General features: G+C 53.0%; 21 protein-coding genes and 2 pseudogenes. 15 read left to right on the top strand and 8 right to left on the bottom strand.

The window, feature by feature from the left end; translation table 11 throughout:
• Window positions 1-103: 103 nt before the first annotated feature.
• The 3 genes from HGO37_RS20145 (at window position 104) to HGO37_RS20135 (ending at window position 2,810) form a co-directional block, all read left to right on the top strand.
• Entirely contained in the window at window positions 104-1,789 is a 1,686-nt protein-coding gene (locus HGO37_RS20145) for a GMC oxidoreductase (RefSeq protein ID WP_250984903.1), read from the top strand.
• Window positions 1,789-2,346, top strand: coding sequence for a gluconate 2-dehydrogenase subunit 3 family protein (locus tag HGO37_RS20140; protein WP_250984902.1), 558 nt, complete (start codon window positions 1,789-1,791; stop codon window positions 2,344-2,346). The genes HGO37_RS20145 and HGO37_RS20140 overlap by 1 nt, the downstream gene beginning before the upstream one ends.
• A gap of 68 nt (window positions 2,347-2,414) precedes the next feature.
• Window positions 2,415-2,810 carry a c-type cytochrome gene (locus tag HGO37_RS20135; protein WP_250984901.1) on the top strand — a complete coding sequence of 132 codons (396 nt, stop codon included), beginning with the start codon at window positions 2,415-2,417 and terminating at the stop codon, window positions 2,808-2,810.
• Between the two features lie 162 nt (window positions 2,811-2,972).
• On the opposite strand, the gene HGO37_RS20130 is transcribed toward HGO37_RS20135, so the two are convergent.
• Window positions 2,973-4,388: a phospholipase D-like domain-containing protein gene (locus HGO37_RS20130; RefSeq protein ID WP_250984900.1), complete on the bottom strand. Its 1,416-nt coding sequence runs from the start codon at window positions 4,386-4,388 to the stop codon at window positions 2,973-2,975.
• 447 nt (window positions 4,389-4,835) lie between these two features.
• On the opposite strand from HGO37_RS20130, the gene HGO37_RS20125 reads away from it, so the two are divergent.
• From HGO37_RS20125 to HGO37_RS20105, 5 genes are all read left to right on the top strand, one after another.
• Window positions 4,836-5,087: a YMGG-like glycine zipper-containing protein gene (locus HGO37_RS20125; protein WP_192489141.1), complete on the top strand. Its 252-nt coding sequence runs from the start codon at window positions 4,836-4,838 to the stop codon at window positions 5,085-5,087.
• 197 nt (window positions 5,088-5,284) lie between these two features.
• Window positions 5,285-5,506: a hypothetical protein gene (locus HGO37_RS20120; RefSeq protein ID WP_250984899.1), complete on the top strand. Its 222-nt coding sequence runs from the start codon at window positions 5,285-5,287 to the stop codon at window positions 5,504-5,506.
• A gap of 207 nt (window positions 5,507-5,713) precedes the next feature.
• On the top strand, window positions 5,714-5,947 hold the full coding sequence (locus HGO37_RS20115) for a hypothetical protein (RefSeq protein ID WP_250984898.1): 234 nt from the start codon (window positions 5,714-5,716) through the stop codon (window positions 5,945-5,947).
• A gap of 189 nt (window positions 5,948-6,136) precedes the next feature.
• Window positions 6,137-6,493: a hypothetical protein gene (locus HGO37_RS20110; protein ID WP_250984897.1), complete on the top strand. Its 357-nt coding sequence runs from the start codon at window positions 6,137-6,139 to the stop codon at window positions 6,491-6,493.
• Between the two features lie 269 nt (window positions 6,494-6,762).
• Entirely contained in the window at window positions 6,763-7,164 is a 402-nt protein-coding gene (locus HGO37_RS20105; protein ID WP_192489145.1) for a response regulator, read from the top strand.
• Between the two features lie 146 nt (window positions 7,165-7,310).
• Here HGO37_RS20105 and HGO37_RS20100 read toward each other — a convergent pair whose 3' ends face one another.
• Together HGO37_RS20100 and HGO37_RS20095 are read right to left on the bottom strand one after the other, a co-directional pair.
• Complete coding sequence (locus tag HGO37_RS20100; protein WP_250984896.1) at window positions 7,311-7,931, bottom strand: response regulator transcription factor; 621 nt, start codon at window positions 7,929-7,931, stop codon at window positions 7,311-7,313.
• Entirely contained in the window at window positions 7,921-9,774 is a 1,854-nt protein-coding gene (locus HGO37_RS20095; RefSeq protein ID WP_502941444.1) for a PAS domain-containing sensor histidine kinase, read from the bottom strand. Before HGO37_RS20095 ends, HGO37_RS20100 begins: the two co-directional genes overlap by 11 nt.
• Before the next feature lie 348 nt (window positions 9,775-10,122).
• On the opposite strand from HGO37_RS20095, the gene HGO37_RS20090 reads away from it, so the two are divergent.
• From HGO37_RS20090 to HGO37_RS20075, 4 genes are all read left to right on the top strand, one after another.
• Window positions 10,123-11,109 (top strand): MBL fold metallo-hydrolase, encoded by a 987-nt coding sequence (locus HGO37_RS20090; protein WP_250984894.1) that lies wholly within the window; start codon window positions 10,123-10,125, stop codon window positions 11,107-11,109.
• Window positions 11,110-11,228: 119 nt separating this feature from the next.
• The gene (locus HGO37_RS20085) at window positions 11,229-11,846 is read left to right on the top strand and encodes a pyridoxamine 5'-phosphate oxidase family protein (RefSeq protein ID WP_250984893.1); all 618 of its coding nucleotides are present in this window, start codon (window positions 11,229-11,231) and stop codon (window positions 11,844-11,846) included.
• A gap of 1 nt (window position 11,847) precedes the next feature.
• On the top strand, window positions 11,848-12,321 hold the full coding sequence (locus HGO37_RS20080) for a nuclear transport factor 2 family protein (protein WP_250984892.1): 474 nt from the start codon (window positions 11,848-11,850) through the stop codon (window positions 12,319-12,321).
• Between the two features lie 58 nt (window positions 12,322-12,379).
• Entirely contained in the window at window positions 12,380-13,186 is an 807-nt protein-coding gene (locus tag HGO37_RS20075) for a GNAT family N-acetyltransferase (RefSeq protein WP_250984891.1), read from the top strand.
• An 88-nt stretch (window positions 13,187-13,274) separates the two neighbouring features.
• Here HGO37_RS20075 and HGO37_RS20070 read toward each other — a convergent pair whose 3' ends face one another.
• Both HGO37_RS20070 and HGO37_RS20065 read right to left on the bottom strand, forming a co-directional pair.
• A complete protein-coding gene (locus tag HGO37_RS20070; RefSeq protein ID WP_250985116.1) occupies window positions 13,275-14,252 on the bottom strand; it encodes a cell wall hydrolase in 978 nt (325 codons plus the stop codon).
• Between the two features lie 347 nt (window positions 14,253-14,599).
• On the bottom strand, window positions 14,600-14,911 hold the full coding sequence (locus tag HGO37_RS20065) for a hypothetical protein (protein ID WP_250984890.1): 312 nt from the start codon (window positions 14,909-14,911) through the stop codon (window positions 14,600-14,602).
• A 240-nt stretch (window positions 14,912-15,151) separates the two neighbouring features.
• On the opposite strand from HGO37_RS20065, the gene HGO37_RS20060 reads away from it, so the two are divergent.
• Window positions 15,152-17,092 carry a DUF4139 domain-containing protein gene (locus HGO37_RS20060; RefSeq protein WP_250984889.1) on the top strand — a complete coding sequence of 647 codons (1,941 nt, stop codon included), beginning with the start codon at window positions 15,152-15,154 and terminating at the stop codon, window positions 17,090-17,092.
• A 121-nt stretch (window positions 17,093-17,213) separates the two neighbouring features.
• On the opposite strand, the gene HGO37_RS20055 is transcribed toward HGO37_RS20060, so the two are convergent.
• Window positions 17,214-17,639 (bottom strand): hypothetical protein, encoded by a 426-nt coding sequence (locus HGO37_RS20055; RefSeq protein ID WP_250984888.1) that lies wholly within the window; start codon window positions 17,637-17,639, stop codon window positions 17,214-17,216.
• A 1,123-nt stretch (window positions 17,640-18,762) separates the two neighbouring features.
• Between HGO37_RS20055 and HGO37_RS20050 the strand changes: the two genes are divergently transcribed.
• Together HGO37_RS20050 and HGO37_RS20045 are read left to right on the top strand one after the other, a co-directional pair.
• On the top strand, window positions 18,763-19,221 hold the full coding sequence (locus tag HGO37_RS20050; protein WP_110737755.1) for a VOC family protein: 459 nt from the start codon (window positions 18,763-18,765) through the stop codon (window positions 19,219-19,221).
• 18 nt (window positions 19,222-19,239) lie between these two features.
• Window positions 19,240-19,344, top strand: a pseudogene (locus HGO37_RS20045) (phospholipid methyltransferase); the annotation flags it as partial.
• 50 nt (window positions 19,345-19,394) lie between these two features.
• On the opposite strand, the gene HGO37_RS20040 reads toward HGO37_RS20045, so the two are convergent.
• The gene (locus HGO37_RS20040; RefSeq protein WP_250984887.1) at window positions 19,395-20,822 is read right to left on the bottom strand and encodes an ISNCY family transposase; all 1,428 of its coding nucleotides are present in this window, start codon (window positions 20,820-20,822) and stop codon (window positions 19,395-19,397) included.
• A 177-nt stretch (window positions 20,823-20,999) separates the two neighbouring features.
• Window positions 21,000-21,148: pseudogene (locus HGO37_RS20035) on the bottom strand (IS30 family transposase); the annotation flags it as partial.

Raw genomic sequence — 21,148 nt, 5'->3', positions numbered from 1 at the left:
GGGGAATAACAGGCGCTTTTGATCAACATAATGTTTCCCGTCGATATCTCGGCCGGACCGGTGAGTTGCGCCTTTTTTCCAAACAACAGTTAGAGGGATTATCATGGCTAACAATCATTACGACGCGATTGTTGTCGGTTCGGGGATCAGCGGAGGCTGGGCCGCAAAAGAACTCACACAAAAGGGTCTAAAAGTTCTTCTTCTTGAACGTGGCAGAAACATTGAACACATCACCGATTACCAGAATGCAGACAAGGAAGCGTGGGACTACCCTCACCGCAATCGTGCCACGCAGGAAATGAAGGCAAAGTATCCGGTTCTGAGCCGCGATTATCTGTTGGAAGAAGCCACACTCGGCATGTGGGCTGACGAACAAGAAACGCCTTACGTCGAAGAAAAACGTTTCGATTGGTTCCGTGGGTACCACGTGGGTGGTCGTTCTCTCCTTTGGGGCCGTCAAACCTATCGTTGGTCACAGACCGATTTTGAGGCCAATGCAAAAGAAGGCATCGCTGTTGATTGGCCTATTCGTTACCAGGATGTTGCGCCATGGTACGACTACGTTGAACGGTTTGCTGGCATTTCCGGCAGCAAAGAAGGGCTCGATATCCTTCCTGATGGTGAATTCCTTCCACCAATCCCTTTGAACTGCGTCGAAGAAGATGTGGCGCGTCGTCTGAAGGACAGGTTCAAGGGCACGCGTCACCTGATCAATTCCCGCTGCGCCAACATCACACAGGAACTTCCTGACCAGGATCGCACACGCTGTCAGTTCAGAAACAAGTGTCGGTTGGGCTGTCCGTTCGGCGGTTATTTCAGCACACAATCATCAACCCTGCCTGCGGCCGTCGCGACCGGCAATCTCACCCTGCGGCCGTTCTCAATCGTCAAGGAGATCCTTTACGACAAGGACAAGAAGAAGGCCCGCGGTGTCGAGATCATCGATGCCGAAACCAACATGACCTATGAATATACCGCAGACATTATCTTCCTGAATGCCTCGACGTTGAATTCGACCTGGGTCCTGATGAACTCAGCCACCGACGTGTGGGAAGGGGGATTGGGAAGCAGTTCCGGCGAACTCGGCCACAATGTCATGGACCATCATTTCCGCATGGGTGCGACGGGTGAAGTCGAAGGATTTGACGAGTTCTATTTCAAGGGACGCCGCCCGGCAGGTTTCTACATTCCTCGCTTCCGTAACATCGGCGATGAAAAGCGTAAATATCTGCGTGGTTTTGGTTATCAGGGTTCGGCAAGCCGCTCCCGCTGGGAGCGCGAAATCGCCGAGATGAATATTGGAGCAGATTATAAAGACGCATTGACCGAACCAGGCGGCTGGACAATCGGCATGACAGCCTTTGGCGAGATGCTGCCCTACCACGAAAATCGCGTGAAGCTTGATCAAAACAAAAAGGATAAATGGGGGCTGCCGGTCCTTTCAATGAATGTCGAGTTGAAACAAAACGAACTCGATATGCGTGAAGACATGGTGAATGACGCTGTCGAAATGTTTGAGGCCGTCGGCATCAAGAACGTCAAACCGACCCGAGGCAGCTACGCACCCGGTATGGGTATTCACGAAATGGGAACGGCGCGCATGGGCCGCGATGCAAAGTCGTCGGTTCTGAATGGCAACAACCAGGTGTGGGATGCCCCTAACGTGTTCGTGACGGATGGTGCCTGCATGACGTCTGCCGCCTGTGTAAATCCGTCTCTCACCTACATGGCACTGACGGCACGTGCTGCCGATTTTGCGGTGTCAGAGCTCAAGAAGGGAAATCTGTAATGAACAGACGTGAACTGCTAAGACTTATCACGGTTGCGACAGGCATCTCCCTGGTCGGCGCTGATGTCGCCTTCAGTCTGGATAAAGCCGCTGCGGCAAAGCCCGACCAACTGTTTACTCCGGAAGACATCCGTTTTCTGGATGAGGTTGCTGAAACCATCATTCCTCGGACATCCACCCCCGGCGCGAAAGACGCCGAGGTCGGCGCCTTCATGGCTGTTTATGCTGCCGATTGTTATACGGAAGACCAAAAGAAGCTCTTCCATTCTGCAATTTCCCAGATTGAAGGCAGCAGCCAGGAAAAACATAAAAAGCCATTCCTCAGCCTGACAGCTAAAGAGCGGGAGGATGTCATTCTGGCTTTGGACAAAAAGGCCAGGGCAGAACAGACCCCAACCAATCCACAGGCATTCACCCTCGTCAAACAGCTGACATTGTTCGGCTTTTTCACATCGAAAATCGGTGCAACCGAAGTTCTTGTCTATGACGAAATCCCGGGAGAATACGAAACCTGCGTCCCTTATAAAAAGGGTACGCCCGCCTGGGGCACAACCTGAGTTTATGTCCGTTCGTCCCGCGCGCCCCCGCGTGCGGGACTTTTTATTTGCAAGACAAGGATGAAAAAATGCGTATTTCAATATTGTTGGCAGCGGTGTTGATGGCTGCGAGCGCTATGCCGGCGCGATCCGAGGGCGATGTTGCCAAGGGTGAAACAGTATTCAAACGCTGTTCCGCCTGTCATGCCATCGGGGAGGGCGCCAAAAACAAAGTTGGCCCCCAACTCAATGCTATCATTGGCCGTACTGCTGGCAGCTTGCCGGACTTCAATTATTCCAACGCCATGAAAAAGGCGGGTGAAGAAGGCCAGATCTGGACCTCGGAAGAATTGAAGGCGTTTCTCAGCGCTCCCAAAAAGAAAATACCTGGCAACAAAATGTCTTCAGCCGGGGTGAGCAAACCGGCAGACCTCGACAATCTCATCGCTTACATTGAAAGCGCATCGCAGTCCTCCGCAGACTAATCATGCCAGGATTTGATAAAAATCCGCCTGGGAACGCATGGAACAAAATGTCGAAACGAAAGTTTGGACACAGCCAAACCTCGTCTTCCCCCCGGGGTTTGGCACTCGATGCGACCTCGGCACGTCTTTCAACAGGACGTGCCTCTTTTTTTTCGCTCGACCTTAACTGAGCGGCAGCGGTGTAGGACGACGGAAACGTTGTTGCAGAAAACTTGCCGTCTTGTACCGCACTCCCGCAGGTCTTTCCGGATCCGCAAATTCTGATTCAGCAAACACCTCATCGGCAGCGGTGAGTTCTCGGATAGGCACAGGGATCAGGCCGCGGCCTGCAGGCTGATTGAGGGTCTCGACAGCCTTGATCAATGAGCCTGAGGCTTTGATCTCCTCAGACACCCTTTCAACCGCGCATCCGAGGTGTTCGGCAATAAGCGTGTCTCTTATTCTGGAGATTGTTGCACGCGTTGCGAGATCATTTGCTTCAATCGCGATGTCACATTCCGTATCAAAACCCATTGAACGATTGTTGAGATTGGCTGAACCAAGTTTCAGAATATTCTCATCGGCAATCATGATCTTTGCATGGACGTAGATCGGCGAGCGATTTTCATTCACCGGGTACAACACCCGGAAGCGGTCGAAAATATCGGCATCCGTAACAAGCTTCATCAACCGAACGCGAGCAGAATCCATCGTTTTTGCCTCGAGCCAACCTCCTGCGCCTTCAGGATTGATGACCAGTACCTCCGGGCCGTCTTGCTCTCCCAGACGCGCAGCAATCGCCTCTGCTATGCGCCTCGATGCAAAATACTGGCTTTCGATGTACAGAGATTTTCTCGCCGACGCGATCATTGCAAGTTTGACTGTCTCAACTTCGCTGATCTGCGGTCTGCTTTCGTACTGCGGCGCGGTTCTGGAAATGGCGATCTCGACACCACGCAAGTCAACATCGAGACCATCCGGCCAGATTTGATCTGCACCTTCGCTTTTCGAAAGCTTTTCACCTGTCGCATAATACCAACGAGTTCGAGCCAATTCACCCAGCGCTGCCGCCGCCGGGCCTGACACGCACGTCGTGGCGTCATGCCAAGGACCTTGCGCGAAGCCCATGGGTGATCGACGTCGAGGTTCATTATCGCGGTGGTCAGTTGTGTCCCAACGCCCAACAGTCATATCGATCCCGCCACAAAATGCGAGCTCATCGTCAATGACAAGAAGTTTCATGTGATGAGCCGACATTGCGGGATGCGCACCGTCGAGCTTCAGGTGGATCTGATTGGAAAACATCCATTTCAAAACGTAGAAGGGCGTCTCTCCTCGGGCCAGCGAATTGATCACGCCGAGGTCCCACTTCAGAATCCGTATTTCGAGATCGGAATTGCGCGCCGCCAGCCAATCCAGCAACGGCCCTACTTTCACAGGCGCTTCATCATCCTTGCCGTCATGTGCAAGCTCGATCCGGGTATCGAAATCCCAACCGATCAACATGATGTTGCGTTTGGCTTTCAGCATCGCATTGCGTGCATGCCTGAAGAATTTGTCCGCATCGACGATCACCGAAGCGCGATCTGCCTTATCCAAGCGCCAACATGTTTCGCCAGCCACCAAAATCGACACTTTGCCACCTTTTTAAAATGCTAACACATAAACTGCTCGTCACGACCGGAATGACACTTCGACTTCAATCTCGATTAGAGACCTTCCGTGCGTGAATACCCCACGCGCGTACGACCGCGATGTGAACGGGAGAATAGCAAAATCGTTCCCTCTTCCGATCAGTGATCACATGCAAATCTCAATATTACAGGATAACCAGTCGCATGCCTTGCGACAAAAGAGAGAATGGCTGCTTACAAGCAGGTTAAACTGGCAAAGTTGAGAAAACTTCCAGACGTCTTGAATATCGCTACTTCCTTGTTTTTGAAATTTTTTTTGAAGATGATCGGCTGCTGCTTTCGAGTCCAAACCTAAAATAATCGGAACAAAACGCCGCTGGCATGGTTTGGTTTTTGAGAGAAGGAGACCACAATGCAAAAAATCATTATTCCAGTTCTTGTTGCTCTGTCGCTGGCAGCATGTTCCTCAACTGAACGCGGTGCAACCGTCGGCGCAGCAGGCGGAGCCATTATAGGTGGCGCAGCAACTGGCAATCTGCGCGGTGCGGCTGTCGGTGCGGCAGTCGGCGGTGTTTCGGGCGCATTGATCGGTAGCGTCGCGGACCAGCCAGGCCAGTGCTACTACCGCGACCGCAACGGAAATCGTTACATCGATCGTTGCTAATCATCTTTCAACACCGCCACAATGGTATAGCCACCCGCAGATAAGCTTGTGCGGGTGGCTATATCTATATCGGCGTGTATTGCACTATTGTGTGTAATGAGAGATCAAAGCCACAGTGCATCCCTTGAATCCAATATCAACAACGAGATTATCAGCTTGTCTCGACAACAGGACAATCGACAAGGCAACAGCCAATTATGAGCCGGTTTGAAGATACTGAGATCGCCATTTCCCAGCGACTTAAAGCACTGAAGGCAAAGCCTGACAAAACGCTCAATCGGCCTGATATTGCTGAGCCATTAAAGGCCGATGGGTTCACCGACGACGAAATTACGGCTGTCCTGAATGCACTCGAACAAGATAAAGTCCTTGCCTTTTTACCGGGTAACAGGCTGTCGGTGCTTAAGGCACTTCCATAATTTGTCGAATTAAAAGGCCTAGCATTGACAGGTTTGGGTTGTCGAATGTCAATACTGCGCCCCGAGGTACTACTTTGTGACATTCGAAGTCGATGGTGACCGCTTCGGCTGCCTGCCCTTCATCGGCGTCCAGTTGCTCCGGCTTGACTTTGCGTGAAAATAGAACAAAATGAGAACATTCGCGGAAGTTATTCTCGGGAGTTCACCATGTCTCAACAACTCGCTTTTAATATCTATCCTGATGACGTCACCAGGCCCGTCTCCGGCGAAGTCGATCTAGCTGCAGCCGTGCTGGCGGCCCATGACGGCGATGCGCTGTCTGCAATCAGAAACCTTATGGCAGATGCCGACTTCTTGCGCGATCAATTATATCGAGCCTCTAAGGTCATGAGCCATGGAATGGTTCGCGGGTGGAGGCCACGTTACGAGCGCCCGGCGTAAAGCATAAGGATGATCGCAGCCAATTGCCGCGATTGCGGCATTCCCCTCAATTCTTGGCATACTGCCAGTCGATTGTCCTTTGACGTACCGAGACCGATTGAGATGATCCGTGCCTTGCAAATGTTTCCGGGCCATTCATACTCATCTCTAAAACACCGCGGTAAAGCGGATCCGTGGAGAGGAAACAGGTTGAACAGAAAGATTTTTCAGAACCGAACGGAATGGTATAATGCAGATGGCCAGATCCATAACGAGAATGGGCCTGCCATCAGTTACAATAATGGCAAACAGGAATGGCTGGTAAACGGCCGACATCACCGTGTTGATGGTCCAGCCCTATCTTCTCCAAATGGCTATTGTGAATGGTGGCTTGATGGAAAACGCCATCGCAAGGACGGGCCTGCAATAGAGTGGCCTAACGGTGATCAACAATGGTACTTGAATGGCGAGCTTCACCGCCTTGATGGACCAGCTATCATGATCCAAAGCACCAGATATTATTACATCTCGGGCGAGGGCCGTGCCGAGGAAGAATTTCAGGCTTGAGTTCGGGCTGATGGGTGAGCCACAGATCGAACGTATCCTCAGCTGATCTCGTCTGGTTATAACGTTCTTGGCCAATAATCCGTGAGAAATGTGGAGCAGGGGTCAATCCACCAAAATATTTGAAAGCAATAATAGGGTGCCGGCTGTGGATAACGGACAAACGATGAGATTGTTCGTATTTTATTAAGTTTGTTCCCAAAGACTACCTCATGGGGGCGATCTTAATCTGAACACGCACGTTGTATGCGTGATCACAATGGAGCCGACCCATGTTTCTGCGTACCGTGCTTATCGTCGATGACGAGCCTCTGATTAGAATAATGCTCACTGAAGTCCTCGAAGACGAGGGCTACCAAGTAATCCAAGCCAAAAACGCTCTTGAAGCGATCGTCGCCCTTGAAGCGCGCCAAGTCGATGCTGTTATTACTGATGTAGAAATGCCCTGCGGCATCAATGGCGTCGATCTCGCCCGACATATAAGGTCCACCAAAGCCAGCATATCCGTTATCGTGACTTCGGGTGGCCGATCTATCGGCGCTGACGAGCTGCCAAACGGTGTGAAATTTATTCCAAAACCTTACGACGTAGGTTTTCTTATCGACACGCTGAGTGAGTTGCTTTCCCACTGGGGTGAAAATCAACCGTCACGCGTGGTCGGTCGAGGAGCCTGAGGTTCGCCACCTTCTCCAGCGGTATCCTGGCGAACGAGTTTGCGACCATGAAGTAACGATTGTCGGCGCTGAGGCGCCGTAGTCGACCCCGTACTTTCCGCTGTAAGCTAGATTTCACCGGAGCCCATGACAGCCCCCTATTAGGTCTATACAAGCCCATCGGCAATTTTGACCAGTTGTGCCACCGATGTCGCTTTCATCTTCCGCATCATGTGCCCTCGGTGAAGTTTCACCGTAGGCTCGGCGAGCTCCAGCTCCGCCGCGATCTGCTTGTTCAGCTTACCGGCAATGACAAATGTCATGATCTGGCGCTCACGTTCCGTCAGCGTCATATATCTTGAATGGGTCAAAGCTTTTGCTTTTCTTTCGTCGCGGCGCGCAGCATCGTTGGCGATCGCACGGTTTACCGCCTCCAAAAGATCCTGTTCTCGAACCGGCTTACTGAGAACGTCTATGGCGCCAGCTTTCATGGCCCGCACTGCCATGGGCACATCAACATGGGCGCTAATCAGGACGATCGACCGCGGAAGGTTGCTCTTCGCCAACGCTTCCTGAAATTCCAGGCCGCTTTGCCCGGGAAGCCGGATGTCGAGAACGATACAACCGGCTTTTTCAGGATCATCTGCCGCCATGAACTCCGTGACGGAACCATGCGTCTCGGCAGCAAGCCCCACGGATTCGAACAGCCCTTTCAGCGCTTCGCGTACGCTTTGATCGTCATCGATGATGATGACGGTGGGTTGCCGGTTCTTCCGGTCATCGATCAACGGGTGTTTCCTTAAAATGAGAGAGCGTGAAGGTGAACGTGCTTCCACACGGATCGTTAGGGGTTGCCCAGATACGTCCTCCATGCGCTTCAACTATTGAGCGGCAGATGGAAAGGCCCATCCCAATCCCATCGGATTTTGTCGTATAAAACGGCTCGAATATTCTATCGAGTTCGTCAGTAGGTATTCCATTGCCGAAATCAGAAACACTGACCTCAACGTCACCGATCTGGCCCACGTTACAACTGATTTTGATAACAGCTTCCGGACGTTGTGATGTCGCCTCAGCGCCGTTCATGATCAAATTTACCAGGACCTGCTGAAGCTGAGTACGATCGCCGAGAACCTCAATAGGTTCAGCCGGCAGTTCTACAATGACGCCCAAGCCACGCGACCGCAATTCGCCGTGTAAGAGATCCAAAACATCCCTTAGCGCGAGGCTGAAATCCGTGCGTTGTATTTGTGCTGGCGTCTTCTGCGCCATGGAGCGAATGCTTGTTACGATTTCGCCGGCACGATGACCGTCATGAACGATCCGTCCGGCGGCCAATCGCGCTTGTTCAAGATCGGTGTGTCCCTCCTGAAGCCATCTGAGACAGGTGCCTGCATTCGTTACAATTGCCATGAGCGGCTGATTGATCTCATGAGCAATCGATACGGCAAGCTCTCCGATCGTCGTCACTCTGGTAACATGTGCGAGTTGACTTTGACTCTGACGAAGCGAGTCCTCTGCACGTTTGCGGTCTTCAATGTCGACAACGATGCCATACCAGCGAACGACGTTGCCGTGAGTATCCAGAAGTGGGCTTTGTCGCAGATTAAACCACCTGTACTGGCCGTCGAATCTTCTGATCCGGGCGTCAACAGGTTTGGGTTTTTTTGTCGTGACAACCTCTTCCCAACTCTCACGCATCCGTTCGACATCATCGGGATGAAACATGCGGTAGAAACCGAATCCGACAATCTCTTCGAATGGCAGGCCCACAAAATCGATCAGATTCTGGTTCCAGTATTCAAGTCGGCCATCCGGCGTACAGGACCAGGCCATGGCAGGAATGGTGTTGATGATGAGGCTGAGCTTATGTTCACTTTCCCTAAGCGCCGCTTCGCTTTTTCGAAGGGCATCTTCGGCGCATTGCAGGTTTTCAATGTCAATATTGACACCAAACCAGCGCACGACACCGTTTGCATCTATCAGCTTTCTTCCCGCAAAATAAAACCAGCGATAGGTTCCATCTGCCCCACGAATGCGACCTTTCAATCGGGTATGATCTGAATGTTCGAGGTCTCGTTTCCAGATTTCCACCATCTCTGGAATATCGTCGGGATGATAGAGGTCCAGAAAGCCCCATTCGAGAATTTCGGCGGCTGGTAATCCGGCATAATCAAGCCAATTCTGGTTCACGAAATCCGCACTTCCATCCGGGCGTGCGGACCAGACAAGGACTGGAAGCGAATTGATGATAAGCCTCAGGTTCTCTTCACTTGCAGCAAGCGCAGATTTGGTCTCTCGGAGAGAGTCTTCAGCCTGTTTCCGATCTTCTATATCGAGAACGACACCGTACCATTTGATGACACCTCCGTCAGAATCGAACCGGGGTTTTTGCCGAAGCGAACACCAGCGATATTCGCCGTCGGCACGCCTCAACCTGCCTTCGACTTCCCTCCCTATTTTGGAGATCATGATAGCGCGCCACTCGGAAGCAAGCCGAGTTGTGTCATCGGGGTGGAATAGCCGGTAAAAATTTTCACCAGCAATGTCTGCAAGCGGCAAACCGACATATTCGAGAAAATGCTGATTGGCAAAATCGAGCATGCCGTCAGACGTCGTCGACCACGCCATTGCCGGGATAAGGTCGATGATCGCATCGGTGTCCTTATGCTTGTCCAACTTGGTCCCCTACCATTTCGCTGAGCGTAAACGCCCCATCTCAGGTTACGCTGTTTCTGGCCGCCGTGTTAGGCGAGATTGATAGACGATGGTCTATTTTCGCACTGCCTTGGTCTAGTTTGCTGGGACCTAGATCGCAATTGAGGGCGGGCTTGAACCGACCTATTCATAAAAAAGGATGGTTGAACCTGGCGCCGAACAATGACGGCTTGGGCGAAAACCAGTTTGCCAATAGCAGCCAATATACCGGCACATTTGCCGACGCCACGACATCATTTAATCGATATGAAGGAAGACGCCATGCCGCAACTTTCACGCCGTGCATTTGCCAGTGCCTTGCCTCTTGGCCTCGTTGGAGGAAGTCTCCTCAGCGGGGGATTGGTTAGTGCTTCATCTGTGCAAGCCGCGACGCAGGCAGCCGACAAAACTCCTGTTGCAATAACCCCATTCGCACAGATACGGATCGGTCGCTTCACTGTTACAGCGCTGACGGATGGATATGCCGACATGCCCTATGACTACTTCCCGGGACGATCAGCCCCGGAGGTCGAGAAGGCGGCAAGCGCACAATTTACCGCCAGGCCAAGTGGCGTACGTTTCCTGTTCAATCAATATCTCGTCGAGGATGGTGAGCGCCGCATCCTGATTGACGCCGGTGCGGCAGGCTCTATCGGCCAGACAGGAAAACTGCCACAAGCACTCGCCAACTATGGTCTTCGACCCGATCAGATCGACGCAATCATCGTGACGCATATGCACCAGGATCATATGGGCGGGTTGGTACTGGCAGGCAAGAACAACTACCCTGACGCCGAACTCTTTATAGATCGTCGCGACGTTACCCACTGGACCGACCCAGCCAAGAAAAACGGTGCTCCTGATTTTCTGCAGCCAAGTTTCAACATGGCAGAAGAAGTGGTGCGGCTATATCCGAAACTCCAGGCAATAGATGGAGAGCGCGAGATCACACCGGGCGTTTCGATTGTTGACCTGACCGGCCACACGCCGGGCCACATCGGCGTGCGGATCGAAGATGGCGGCAGGAGCCTGATCATGGTTTCAGACATGATTTTCCCGGTTGTACATCCCGCCGCTACCGATGTGTTCTTCCTGTTTGAGCAGGACCGTGTCGCAGCAAAAGCCATGCGCGATCGTTTCTTTCCGCTTGCGGCATCGGAGGGTGCGCTTATCGCCGCCACCCACATGCCTTTTCCCGGTCTCGGTCGCGTCGTGGCTGATCGTGGGGAGATGCGTTGGGAGGTAGCAGACTGGGCCTTGCAGGAGTAATCTTTGTTTTCGGAGCCTCGGAGGACAGAAAGTACCTGACGAAAGGGGTTGCCGAAAGACATATCCAGGCACGAATCGTTCTAAATCGATATGTGCCTGGCTGAACAGGGAGATCAGGCATGCCATATCATTTCCTTGAGGTTGCCGTGACACCGAGTGTCAGGGCAGTTCAGGCTGACATGGGCGCGGATCAGATCTGGCTGGGGTCTCATGACCGCCCTTCAGATATCCTGACAGACGCCGAAATCGCTTTCATCGCGACACGAGACAGCTTCTATATGGCATCCGTCTCCGAAACGGGCTGGCCATATGTTCAGCATCGAGGAGGCAAAGCTGGTTTCCTAAAGGTCGTCGACCAGCAGACCATGGCATTCGCAGACTATCGCGGAAATCGCCAGTACATCAGTGCTGGCAATTTTGCAGCCAATGATCGCACCTGCCTGTTTCTAATGGACTATGTCCGGAAAGCCCGGCTCAAAATTTATGCCTATGTGGAGCAAGTGGAACTGGATGCGGACCAGCAACTCACAAAACTTGTGTCCGATCCGGATTACAGGGGTAGGGCAGAGCGTATCTTCAAGCTGCGACTTGAGGCGTTTGATTGGAACTGCCCGCAGCACATCACCCCGCGCTACACCGAGCACGAGGTCGGACAAGCCGTCGCTCCACTTCGCGACCGACTGCAGCAACTGGAAGCGGAGAACGCCGCCTTGCGGGCACGTCTGGAGGACCTTTGAGATGAGCGACGTTGAACGACCACCTGTCCCTCCTTTTACTTCAGAGAGTGCGGCCCAGAAAGTCAGGTTGGCTGAAGACGGTTGGAACAGCAGAGACCCTATCAGGGTCTCACTGGCTTATACCGTAGACTGCCGGTGGCGGAACCGTGCGGAGTTTGTGACTGGCCGGGATGCAATCCAGACGTTTTTAGCGGCGAAGTGGCGGAGAGAGCTTGATTACAGATTGATCAAGGAACTCTGGTCTTTCGACAATAATCGTATCGCGGTTAGATTTGCGTACGAGTGGCATGACGACAGTGGCAACTGGTTCCGATCATTCGGCAACGAGAACTGGGAATTCGATGATCGTGGCCTGATGCGAAAGCGCTATGCCAGCATCAACGACCTGCCGATCAGCATCCAGAACCGCAGGTTTCACTGGCCACTGGGCCGAAGACCCGATGACCATCCCAGTCTCAGTGAACTTGGCTTTTAATCGAAGTACCCTGCTAACGCTCATATGACCCCAATCGTTACGGCTTAAGGAGCCTGTCTTGAATTTTCAGTCTTCAGAAAGCTTTGTCCCAACGGCTGAAGAGGCTATCGAGGCCGCGGCCTTCTTGAGCCTGCACAAGCTCTCACCGAACAGTTTCCGTGCCAGGGAAGTTTTTGACTGCATCACCATCAACGGCGGATGCGCAATCTCTCTGCCAAATGCCCCTGCAATAGGTCTCAATCGTATTCTCGGCTTGGGTACGGTCAATGATCTGGATAAGGCATATGACTGGATGCAGGGCAGGGCCGGCAACAGGTATCTGCAATTGAACCTTGAAGCCGTTGCGGATGATGTGAGAAGCTGGATGAGCACAAAGGGACTTCATGAACATGGTCCCGGCTGGTCGAAGCTTACCCTAGACGCGTCATTACACAGCATCGATATGCCAGTTCGTGTCAGCACCCGAACGGTGCGCGCCGCCGAAGCTCCGCAGTTCGGATCAATGATGTGTAGCGGGTTCAGCTTTCCACCGACTTTGTCGGCCTTTTGGTCGGCCATCGTCGGGAAAGAAGGATGGTTGTGTTTTTTTGCCCTGGACGGTGAAACGCCTGTCGGCACCGGCGCCATCTATGTGTCAGGTTCATATGCATGGTTGGGAGGAGGTACGACAGTGCCTGAGTTTCGAAATCGCGGCGCTCAAAAGGCGCTCATCGCGGCTCGCATTAACAAGGGTATCGCGAATGGCGTGTCTACGTTTGTGGTTGAAACAGAGGCGCCATCAATCGGCAGACCCAACATTTCCTACGAAAACCTGAGAAAAATTGGATTTCGACACGCATACGACCGTAAGAATTTCAAGCTGTAGTTCAGGACTGACCGTCCTGACAGAACACGTCAGTCTTGAAGCACAACGACAAAGACACCTTCATGCCACGATAGAAGACGGTGTGACTCTATTGCCAGCTGTTGCTTGTGCGTAAAGCCCAATTTGCCTGACTAAGGCGTGGTGAACCATTTACCGCTGCGCTTCCCGCAACTGGCCGGTTCTGCGCATCCGGGCGTGCTGCCGGCAATGGAACGCGAGCTCCGCTCTGTAGGCTGACCTGCCGAAGACCACCTGAATTATAGGAGGAATTCTGCGGCACTGCGTGATCGGTCGCAAAAGTCTCTTCTATGCCTGAACGTATAATTTCTTCGGTAATGACTGGCGCCGCCGCTGGATTCGGTGCTGCAGAAGCAACCTGCACAGCATCAGCGGAAGCATTGTTTTCCAATGATGTCACAGCCTGTGTCTGTGTCTGTATCGGCGACGCACTGGCCACTTCTGTCCCTGTCGTCGCTCCAGCTGCCGCCTCTGCAATGATCGATGAAGATAGGGCAGGGTTCTGCTCTGGATCATTGGACGAGTAGGCAAGTATGTAGCTGTTGGCAGGCTTGGGCGCCACGGTTTGCAGATTGCCGTCTTCGTCTCGCTTCTCGTAGAATACATTACCGCCTGCTGCAGCAACGTAATGCATGTTGTTATAGGGGAAAGTGTACCCCTCGGTATGGAAGAACATGGCATTCTTCACGTCAGGATGGCGGGCGCCCTTAAGAACAGCATCTGCAGCAATGTTGAGGCTGGGTGCGGTGGACTCATCCATTTTGCGTGTCATCACACCAGGTGCAAACTGATTCTTCTGGCTGACAACGCCACAGATGCTCTCAGGATAGATGCCGGAAGTGAGCCGGTTCATAATGACGCTACCGACAGCAAGGAACCCGTTCTCGCTTGACCGTTTCGACTCGAAGTACATCGCGCGCTTCAAACATTCACGATCTTTGTTCGTATAGCTGTAAACCGTCTTTTGACCCTCAACGGGCAGCTTGGTCGACTGGTGACTGGTGTCCACAGAAACGGTCTGTGCGCTCGTGCATGCAGAAAGCAGCATTGCTGTCGAAAGGCATAAAGCTGCCCTGCTAACAGCCGTCTGTAACTTTATCATCGTGCCGCCCAAAAATTTCAGAATATACACGTGGTAGGAATAACATACCTAAAAGCTAAAACTTTATCAATGCCCTACCAGAAACGCAAAAATATCTGAAATTCCATTCCCTTAAGAAGGTCGCCCGACTTATGGAGATCGAACAGCGTCATCATACTCCAGCTATTTGACGAGTCTATAAATGCGCGCAACGACCCCGTCGTGTGCACACTATTGCTGCCCAAACGTGGCCTAACCATTTGGACAAGTGTGACATGCCCTGAAGATGCAAAACCACGAATTACGTGTTTTTTTTACCTCACGTGGTAGGCTGCCTTACTTGCGGGGTAGGCGTGGGGCTGGCCATCTTGCAAAATAAAGCCCTTGCGCGACATGCACCGGCGTATTTCGGCAGAACCATAGTCTCCACCATAAAAACCAACCCGTTGGTGTCCGTAATATCCCTCATAGCTGCAGTGGTCGAGGGCGGCGCGGTAGGCGGCCTCAAGCACGGTATCACCCGCCACCGGAACAGCACCGTAGAGATGCCAGTTGTTGTGCGCCTGCGCCGCTGCTGCCGAAAAGCCAACACCCAATACCACGCTTAAAACAAGCTTCAGTTTCATCTGATGTCTCCAAAGGAATTATCGCCAAACAGAACGGCAATTTCGACCAATTTGTTCCACCGGTTGTACAGCTGCAGCGTTGTTTGCGCAGGAGCACCAATGCTTTGTTATCAAAACAGGTCGATGACAGCTGTTTGCGGTTTTATTTGCCTCAAATTGCGCCAAAACCTAAAATCATATGCGATGAATGCAGCTGGGAGCTGCGTGGCTTTTTGCCATAGTCACAGTCGGGGAGTTTTTATGATCACCACCAAACGCGTTCTTCCAGCCGTCTTTTTCGCACTTGTTTCAACCACAGCCTTTGCTGCAGTCAATGGACCCGTCAAGTCAGTGACGCTGTCGTCCGGGGGACTGGCGGAAATTGTCCGGTCCGCAGAGGTGGGGCAGGATTCTGAGATCACCATTGAGGTGCCGCTCGACCAGATCGATGATGTTCTCAAAAGCCTTGTGGTTCGGGACAAGGAGGGCAGGGTCAAGAACCTGTCGCTGGCTGGCCCAAACCCGCTGGAAGAGACATTCCGCACATTGCCGTTCAAGGCATCCGATCTCTCCTCCATGCCGAAGCTTTTGGATGCCATCAAGGGAACGCGGGTGAAGGCGGGCGACAAACACGGCGTTGTTCTTGGAGTCACGGCAAGTGAAAATGAAAAGACGGCAAAGAGCTGGCAACTATCACTGATGACCGATGACGGCGAAATCGCCATGGCGGCGATACCCGGCACCAAGGTTGAAATTCTCGATGCTGCCGTCAAAGACAAACTCAAGACCGCAATGGATGTGATTGCCAAGGGCAAAACGGATGGCGCGCGAACCGTGACCCTGAAACTGGATGGCGCAGCCCAAAGGGAGGTTGATATCTCCTATGTCGTGCCAGCGCCCATCTGGAAGACATCTTATCGCCTTGTCACCAGCAAGGAAGGTGAGGTGCGCCTACAGGCGTGGGCGGTTTTTGAAAATGCCTCTGGAGAGGACTGGAACAGTGTTGGCGTCACGCTGTCGTCCGGCAAGCCGGTCACTCTCAAACAGGCGCTCCATCAGCACTTCATGCGTGAGCGCATAGAGGTGCCGGTTGATACTGCCGCAGCTGGCCTGCCAGCGGGTTCGATGGCAAAACCCACGGTGGCGCGAAACAGCATGGGCGGTGCAGATTTTCTGGCATCCGCCCCCATGGCAGAGGCAATGGCTGCTGAAGCGCCGGCACCGTTTGCCATGGCAAGCGGCCAAGAGGCCAGTGCTGCCGAGCAGGATGTAACATCGACTTTCTCGCTGCAAGGCAGCTATGACATCAAGAATGGCGACACGATCTCTGTGCCGATCCTTGATCAGGGCGTGAAGGCAGAAATGGTTTCGCTTTACCGGGCCAGCATGGCCGGTGAACATCCGGTGGCAGCGGCACTGATTGAAAACAATGCCGGCATCAGCCTGCCGCCCGGCATCATGACGGTTTATGACGACAGTGTCGGTTATGTTGGGGACGCCCAAATCAATGGCCTCCCACGCGACCAGAAGCAATCGGTCAGCTTTGCCGTGGACCAGAAGGTCAATATCGGTACTGCGGTGAAAACAAGCCAGAACATTGTCAGCCTGAAAGTTGTCGATGGCATGATCCACACTAAGTCCTCGACTGTTGAGGTAGCGACCTACGACATAACAGGTGCGCAAGACGGTGAGCGCATAGTCGTGGTCGAGGTTCCAAAACGCAGCGGCTGGACGTTTAGCGCTGAGGGACAGGACGAAGCGACAGCCAGTGACTACCGCATCAAAACCAGCCTGAAGGCCGGGGAAAAAAAGACGGTCGAAACCCGCTATGAGTTGGTCAATGACGAGACAGTCTCACTGATTGATGCTGACGCCTTTACGCTGGTTGCTTGGCAGGAGGCTGCCGCAGATGACGAGACAAAGGCCAAACTGATCGAACTTGCCGATGCTCGCCGCAGCCAGAATGACGCGCAATTGAAGCTGCAGGTGCTTGATGAGGATTATAGCCGCACGTCAGACGAACAGGCGAGGGTGCGTGAGAATCTGCAGGCCGTCGGCGATGGCGATACGAAAAACCGCTTCGACAAACAGCTCAACGTGCTGGAGGACAAATTGACTGCCATCGAGGGTCAACGGATCGAACAACGCAAGGTGCTGGAAGATTTCACCGCGAAAGTTGGTGACATTATCAGGACGTTCTGAAGCGATTTACCGCAAAGTGAGTGGATGCGGCGCAAGCGCTTCATATGCATGCCTGACTAACTGGACCAGAGAGCAAGTGAGTGCCGACAGGGCGTTCGGCACAACTTGGCTCTTTAAAACCTCAGGCTCCGCGCCTGTCGACGCCAGTTGAACTGGAGCCCGCCAAAACATGGCTGGCTTCCCGACGTTGCAAGACATGGTGACTTTCGGCCAGTATCTCGCGATATCTCTGAATCTTGGTCGTTTTCATTCTGATTAGATCATCCTTCGATACGGAGGACTGATGCATCGGTAACACCGCTTCGTTCTCCAAAAGGTCCAGTAACAGGTTTCGCATCACAGCGTTTTCCTCACGGATTTTTGCAAGTTCAATAGCTTTGCCACTCGAGGCAAATTTGCTTGCGATGACCTTCTCGATATCCTTTTCGGCAACGAGGGTCTTGGCGGCGTAGTAGCGACAGACAAAGAATGTTGTGACCAGTGCGCAAATCGCAACGATAACGTAGAACATTTCGACCTCCAGGTTATCCTGAATGTCGATATTCACGAGGCAATTTTCAATACACGGCTACCGGCCTAATATCGATCAGCGATCTCCGAGAGGCTGCACAGCTTGGTGATGACCGCCGTAAGCTCTCTTGATCGCGATCTGGCGGAGACGACAAGACAGTCGTGCGACATCAACGAATAAGGCGCGCTTTAAACTCGTTTCTCGTTAGTCTTCTTTGGGCTTCGGACGTTGAGTGTAACTGACGTTCTTATTGATTGGAGCATGACAGGTTTCGTCTCTCCGATACTAGCAAGCCGCCTTACAAACTTAAGAAGAACAAAATGCATAAACGAAACAGCACGCCTCAAGACTGAAAACATCTGGCTGGATTCAAGCCACCGTTACGGATTGATCAGCCGGGCGCTGCATTGGATCATGGCGTACCTGCTGTTCTTTATTGCATGTCGCACTTGGAAATAGAATGTACCCCGGCTACATGCATTGTCAAAACTGATTAGAGATGCGACGCCGCTGGCCCGTTAGAAATGCGACACCGGCTCCAACAATCAGCCCCCGACCGGACCGGCTGGCCCGGGTTGCAAGGGTAGGGAGGGGGCGGGTTAAGGAACACCACTTCGGCTTTAGCTTCCTCAGTCGTCACGACTGCTGTGCGCCAAAAGGAGACATTCGCAATAAGCCGTCGGCTCCACGGGACCGTTCGATATTCATTAATTTGGAAGGTCGTCGCACAGATAGTCGTGTGTTCTTGTGTTTGGATACGCAGCAGAGGAAAGAGAAAGCCACCACTGATGCGATGGTGCCTGCACAAGGCTGAGCGGGAACATCAGAGTTTCGCTCTTCAAAAAGAACGATATTTTCTGCCTTTCATCGAAGAAAGAAATTTGGACCTGCTGAAGGACAAAGGGAGTAGTTTTTTGGCCTGGCATAACGAATTCCGGCCAAAGCCCTCCGGTGGATACTCCGTCCCTGCTTTTGCTGGATGGGTTAATTCTCATTTCGATGGTAGGCGGAACATGCGACTTATTATCTTCATTTTGCTGAATTATTTGACGTGAAGTGATGCTCCGAACGGTGTCGAGAGACGAAAGAAAGTTCGTAAGGCTATCGAGACGATCGCTAGATCGGGCAGACGTAACTGGTAGATATGTGAGGATTAAAGATGGCCGAAGATGCCGGCGTAATAGCTGTGGACCACACGGGATTCTCCGTCGCCTCGTTGGAGGAGGCGATCCAGTTCTGGACTGAGGCGATGGGTTTCGACCTTGCTCGCCGAGGAGAGATGGGTGGGGAGTTTCTACGGGAGGCTACGGGGGTTGACGACCCCCGTTGCCGAATGGCGCTGGTGACGGCTCCAAATGGCTACCCTATCGAGCTTCTCGAGTATTCGACAGGCCGTACGCTGGGCCAGACACCTCGTAGCGCGGGTGCGATCGGAGCCGCTCATATCGCCTTCACGGTTAAGGATATCCGCACGGCGATCGCGCGGGTTGAGACGGCGGGGTGGGCAGTGAACGGTTCGCCGCAGCCGATACCAGCCGGCCCCCGATGCGGAACAATGGTCGCGTACATCTCCGGCCCGGATGGTATCACCATAGAGCTAATGCAGCCGCCTGCTTAGTGGAGGATTGCTAATACTTTACTCCAGCGGCTGGGGCTCAAGGCTATTCGCATCAGCACCACCTATGCAAACCTGCCACCTGCAAGCGTATATCGCATCATGAGGACGACAGTCGCCGCATGAATCGGACAGCTTGCACACCCTGGCTTGTCCGCTTTGGGCCAAAAGCGGCCTTATTCAGCCGCCTCCATTCGAGCGAGCGCCCTCTGTCGTCTCGCGATAACCTCCGGATCATTCATGAAATCCGTCCGCCTCCCAGGCTTGCGCCCGCGCTTCTGATAACCGTTGCTCTGGCTACCATCGGGTATCTCGAACATACTGTTGGTCTGTCCGGTTCGGCGTGGACCACGTTTGCTCCGCTGTAGATCGCGGCCTTCCTGCATCTGAGCAACGAGTGACAGCATGTCATCCAGTTGCTTGTTCTCAACCACAGGCGAGCGGTGAACCGACCGTAGCGTGTCAAATGTCCTGTAGGGCAGGGTGAAACTCTCGTGCATGATCTCGAGCCGGCCGTCGGGATAATCGCATACAATGACTTTCTGGCCTGCGAGCGACGTTGCCCGTTCTGTTGGATCTAGGATGAATATCACCTTGTCATAGCGCAGCGTCAGAGACTGAGACAGCGTGCGGACTTCTTTGCGGCACATGGCGCCGTCGAGGTTCTCATGTGCGGCGAGGGGACGATGCATGTCCTTCGGATTGCGTGGTTGCTTGCCGAAACGCGCGTTGAAATCCGCAATGAACTGAGGTGCATAGGCATTAGCAGCCTCGATCGTGTCGATGCCACGAAGCCGCATCTCTTTCACCAACCGATCCTGCAGCGTCTGATTGGCACGCTCCACCCGGCCTTTGGCCTGCGGGGTGTTGGCACAAATGATGTCGATGTTCAGCTCATAGAGTGCGCGTCCAAACTGCGTCAGCCCACTCGTTCGATCTTTCTGCGACGCATGCGTAGAACGAAACACGCCGTGCTTGTCGCTGTAAAATGCCAGCGGCTTACCCCATTGCTGCAAATACGCTTTTGTCGCATGCAGATAGTCGAATGTGTTCTCAGATCCGGCAAAACGCAGATGCAGCAGCTTACCGGTGGCGTCATCGATGTAGACGAGAAGGGCGCATTTTGGTCCTCGGTTCTCGAACCACCAGTGGTGCGATCCATCGATCTGCACCAGCTCGCCAAAGCAGTCGCGTCGGCCGCGTGGTTGGAAGACGCGCTTCTTGCCTTCTTTCCGAGAAATCCAGATGCCGGCCTCGGTCATCCATTGGCGCAACGTTTCCTTACCTATCGCCAGTTGGTGCAGCTCAATCAGCTTCTCGCGCGCCAGCGTGGGACCGAAATCAACATATCGTTCTCTGACTAGATCAAGAACTGCATTGCGAAGATCCTCGTTGTGACGCCGGTTGCTTGGGCGTTGGCGTTTTTTTGAAACAAGTCCAGGTGTGCCGTCTGTCTCATATGATTTTAACAGCCGGTGCATCTGGCTTCGGCTGATGCCCAGAACACTAGCGGCCTGGACGACGCTTAGGCGTTGATCATGAATCTTTTGGATGACTTCGAGGCGATGCAATTCTTTCTGCGACATGGTGATCAAAAAGGACATGGCAACTCCGAACGCTTCTGACCGTAGTCAGGCTGAACATCGTCGCATCCTTGCTCCCGACGTTGATATTGACCAGCGTCGTCATGCGAGGAGAGTGTCGCATTTCTATCCGGCCCAACTGTCGCATTACTAAATGGGCGTGTTGGTTCCAGATTGAATGCAACGTTGGTCGGAAATCTACACCCCGTTCCGTTCAAGTGCCAATATATGTCGGCTGAACATCTCTTTTGGCGTCTGAAACCCCAGGCATTTGCGTGGCGTGTTATTTAGTCGATCACACAGGGAGCGAATTTCTTGGTTGGTAACCTCAAGCACGATCGTCTCTG

This window comes from Rhizobium sp. CG4, assembly GCF_023701965.1.
Lineage (GTDB): Bacteria > Pseudomonadota > Alphaproteobacteria > Rhizobiales > Rhizobiaceae > Agrobacterium.
Note: the sequence above shows the minus strand (reverse complement) of the source record. Positions and strands in the feature narration are given on the sequence as shown.

Excerpts from the sequence above, each read along its gene's own strand:
- HGO37_RS20085 (WP_250984893.1), top strand. The coding sequence starts at position 11,229 with ATGCCATATCATTTCCTTGAGGTTGCCGTGACACCGAGTGTCAGGGCA.
- HGO37_RS20145 (WP_250984903.1), top strand. The coding sequence starts at position 104 with ATGGCTAACAATCATTACGACGCGATTGTTGTCGGTTCGGGGATCAGC.
- HGO37_RS20095 (WP_502941444.1), bottom strand. The coding sequence starts at position 9,774 with ATGGCGTGGTCGACGACGTCTGACGGCATGCTCGATTTTGCCAATCAG.
- HGO37_RS20105 (WP_192489145.1), top strand. The coding sequence starts at position 6,763 with ATGTTTCTGCGTACCGTGCTTATCGTCGATGACGAGCCTCTGATTAGA.
- HGO37_RS20125 (WP_192489141.1), top strand. The coding sequence starts at position 4,836 with ATGCAAAAAATCATTATTCCAGTTCTTGTTGCTCTGTCGCTGGCAGCA.
- HGO37_RS20140 (WP_250984902.1), top strand. The coding sequence starts at position 1,789 with ATGAACAGACGTGAACTGCTAAGACTTATCACGGTTGCGACAGGCATC.
- HGO37_RS20065 (WP_250984890.1), bottom strand. The coding sequence starts at position 14,911 with ATGAAACTGAAGCTTGTTTTAAGCGTGGTATTGGGTGTTGGCTTTTCG.
- HGO37_RS20040 (WP_250984887.1), bottom strand. The coding sequence starts at position 20,822 with ATGTCCTTTTTGATCACCATGTCGCAGAAAGAATTGCATCGCCTCGAA.
- HGO37_RS20060 (WP_250984889.1), top strand. The coding sequence starts at position 15,152 with ATGATCACCACCAAACGCGTTCTTCCAGCCGTCTTTTTCGCACTTGTT.
- HGO37_RS20070 (WP_250985116.1), bottom strand. The coding sequence starts at position 14,252 with ATGCTGCTTTCTGCATGCACGAGCGCACAGACCGTTTCTGTGGACACC.
- HGO37_RS20080 (WP_250984892.1), top strand. The coding sequence starts at position 11,848 with ATGAGCGACGTTGAACGACCACCTGTCCCTCCTTTTACTTCAGAGAGT.
- HGO37_RS20135 (WP_250984901.1), top strand. The coding sequence starts at position 2,415 with ATGCGTATTTCAATATTGTTGGCAGCGGTGTTGATGGCTGCGAGCGCT.
- HGO37_RS20120 (WP_250984899.1), top strand. The coding sequence starts at position 5,285 with ATGAGCCGGTTTGAAGATACTGAGATCGCCATTTCCCAGCGACTTAAA.
- HGO37_RS20050 (WP_110737755.1), top strand. The coding sequence starts at position 18,763 with ATGGCCGAAGATGCCGGCGTAATAGCTGTGGACCACACGGGATTCTCC.
- HGO37_RS20090 (WP_250984894.1), top strand. The coding sequence starts at position 10,123 with ATGCCGCAACTTTCACGCCGTGCATTTGCCAGTGCCTTGCCTCTTGGC.
- HGO37_RS20115 (WP_250984898.1), top strand. The coding sequence starts at position 5,714 with ATGTCTCAACAACTCGCTTTTAATATCTATCCTGATGACGTCACCAGG.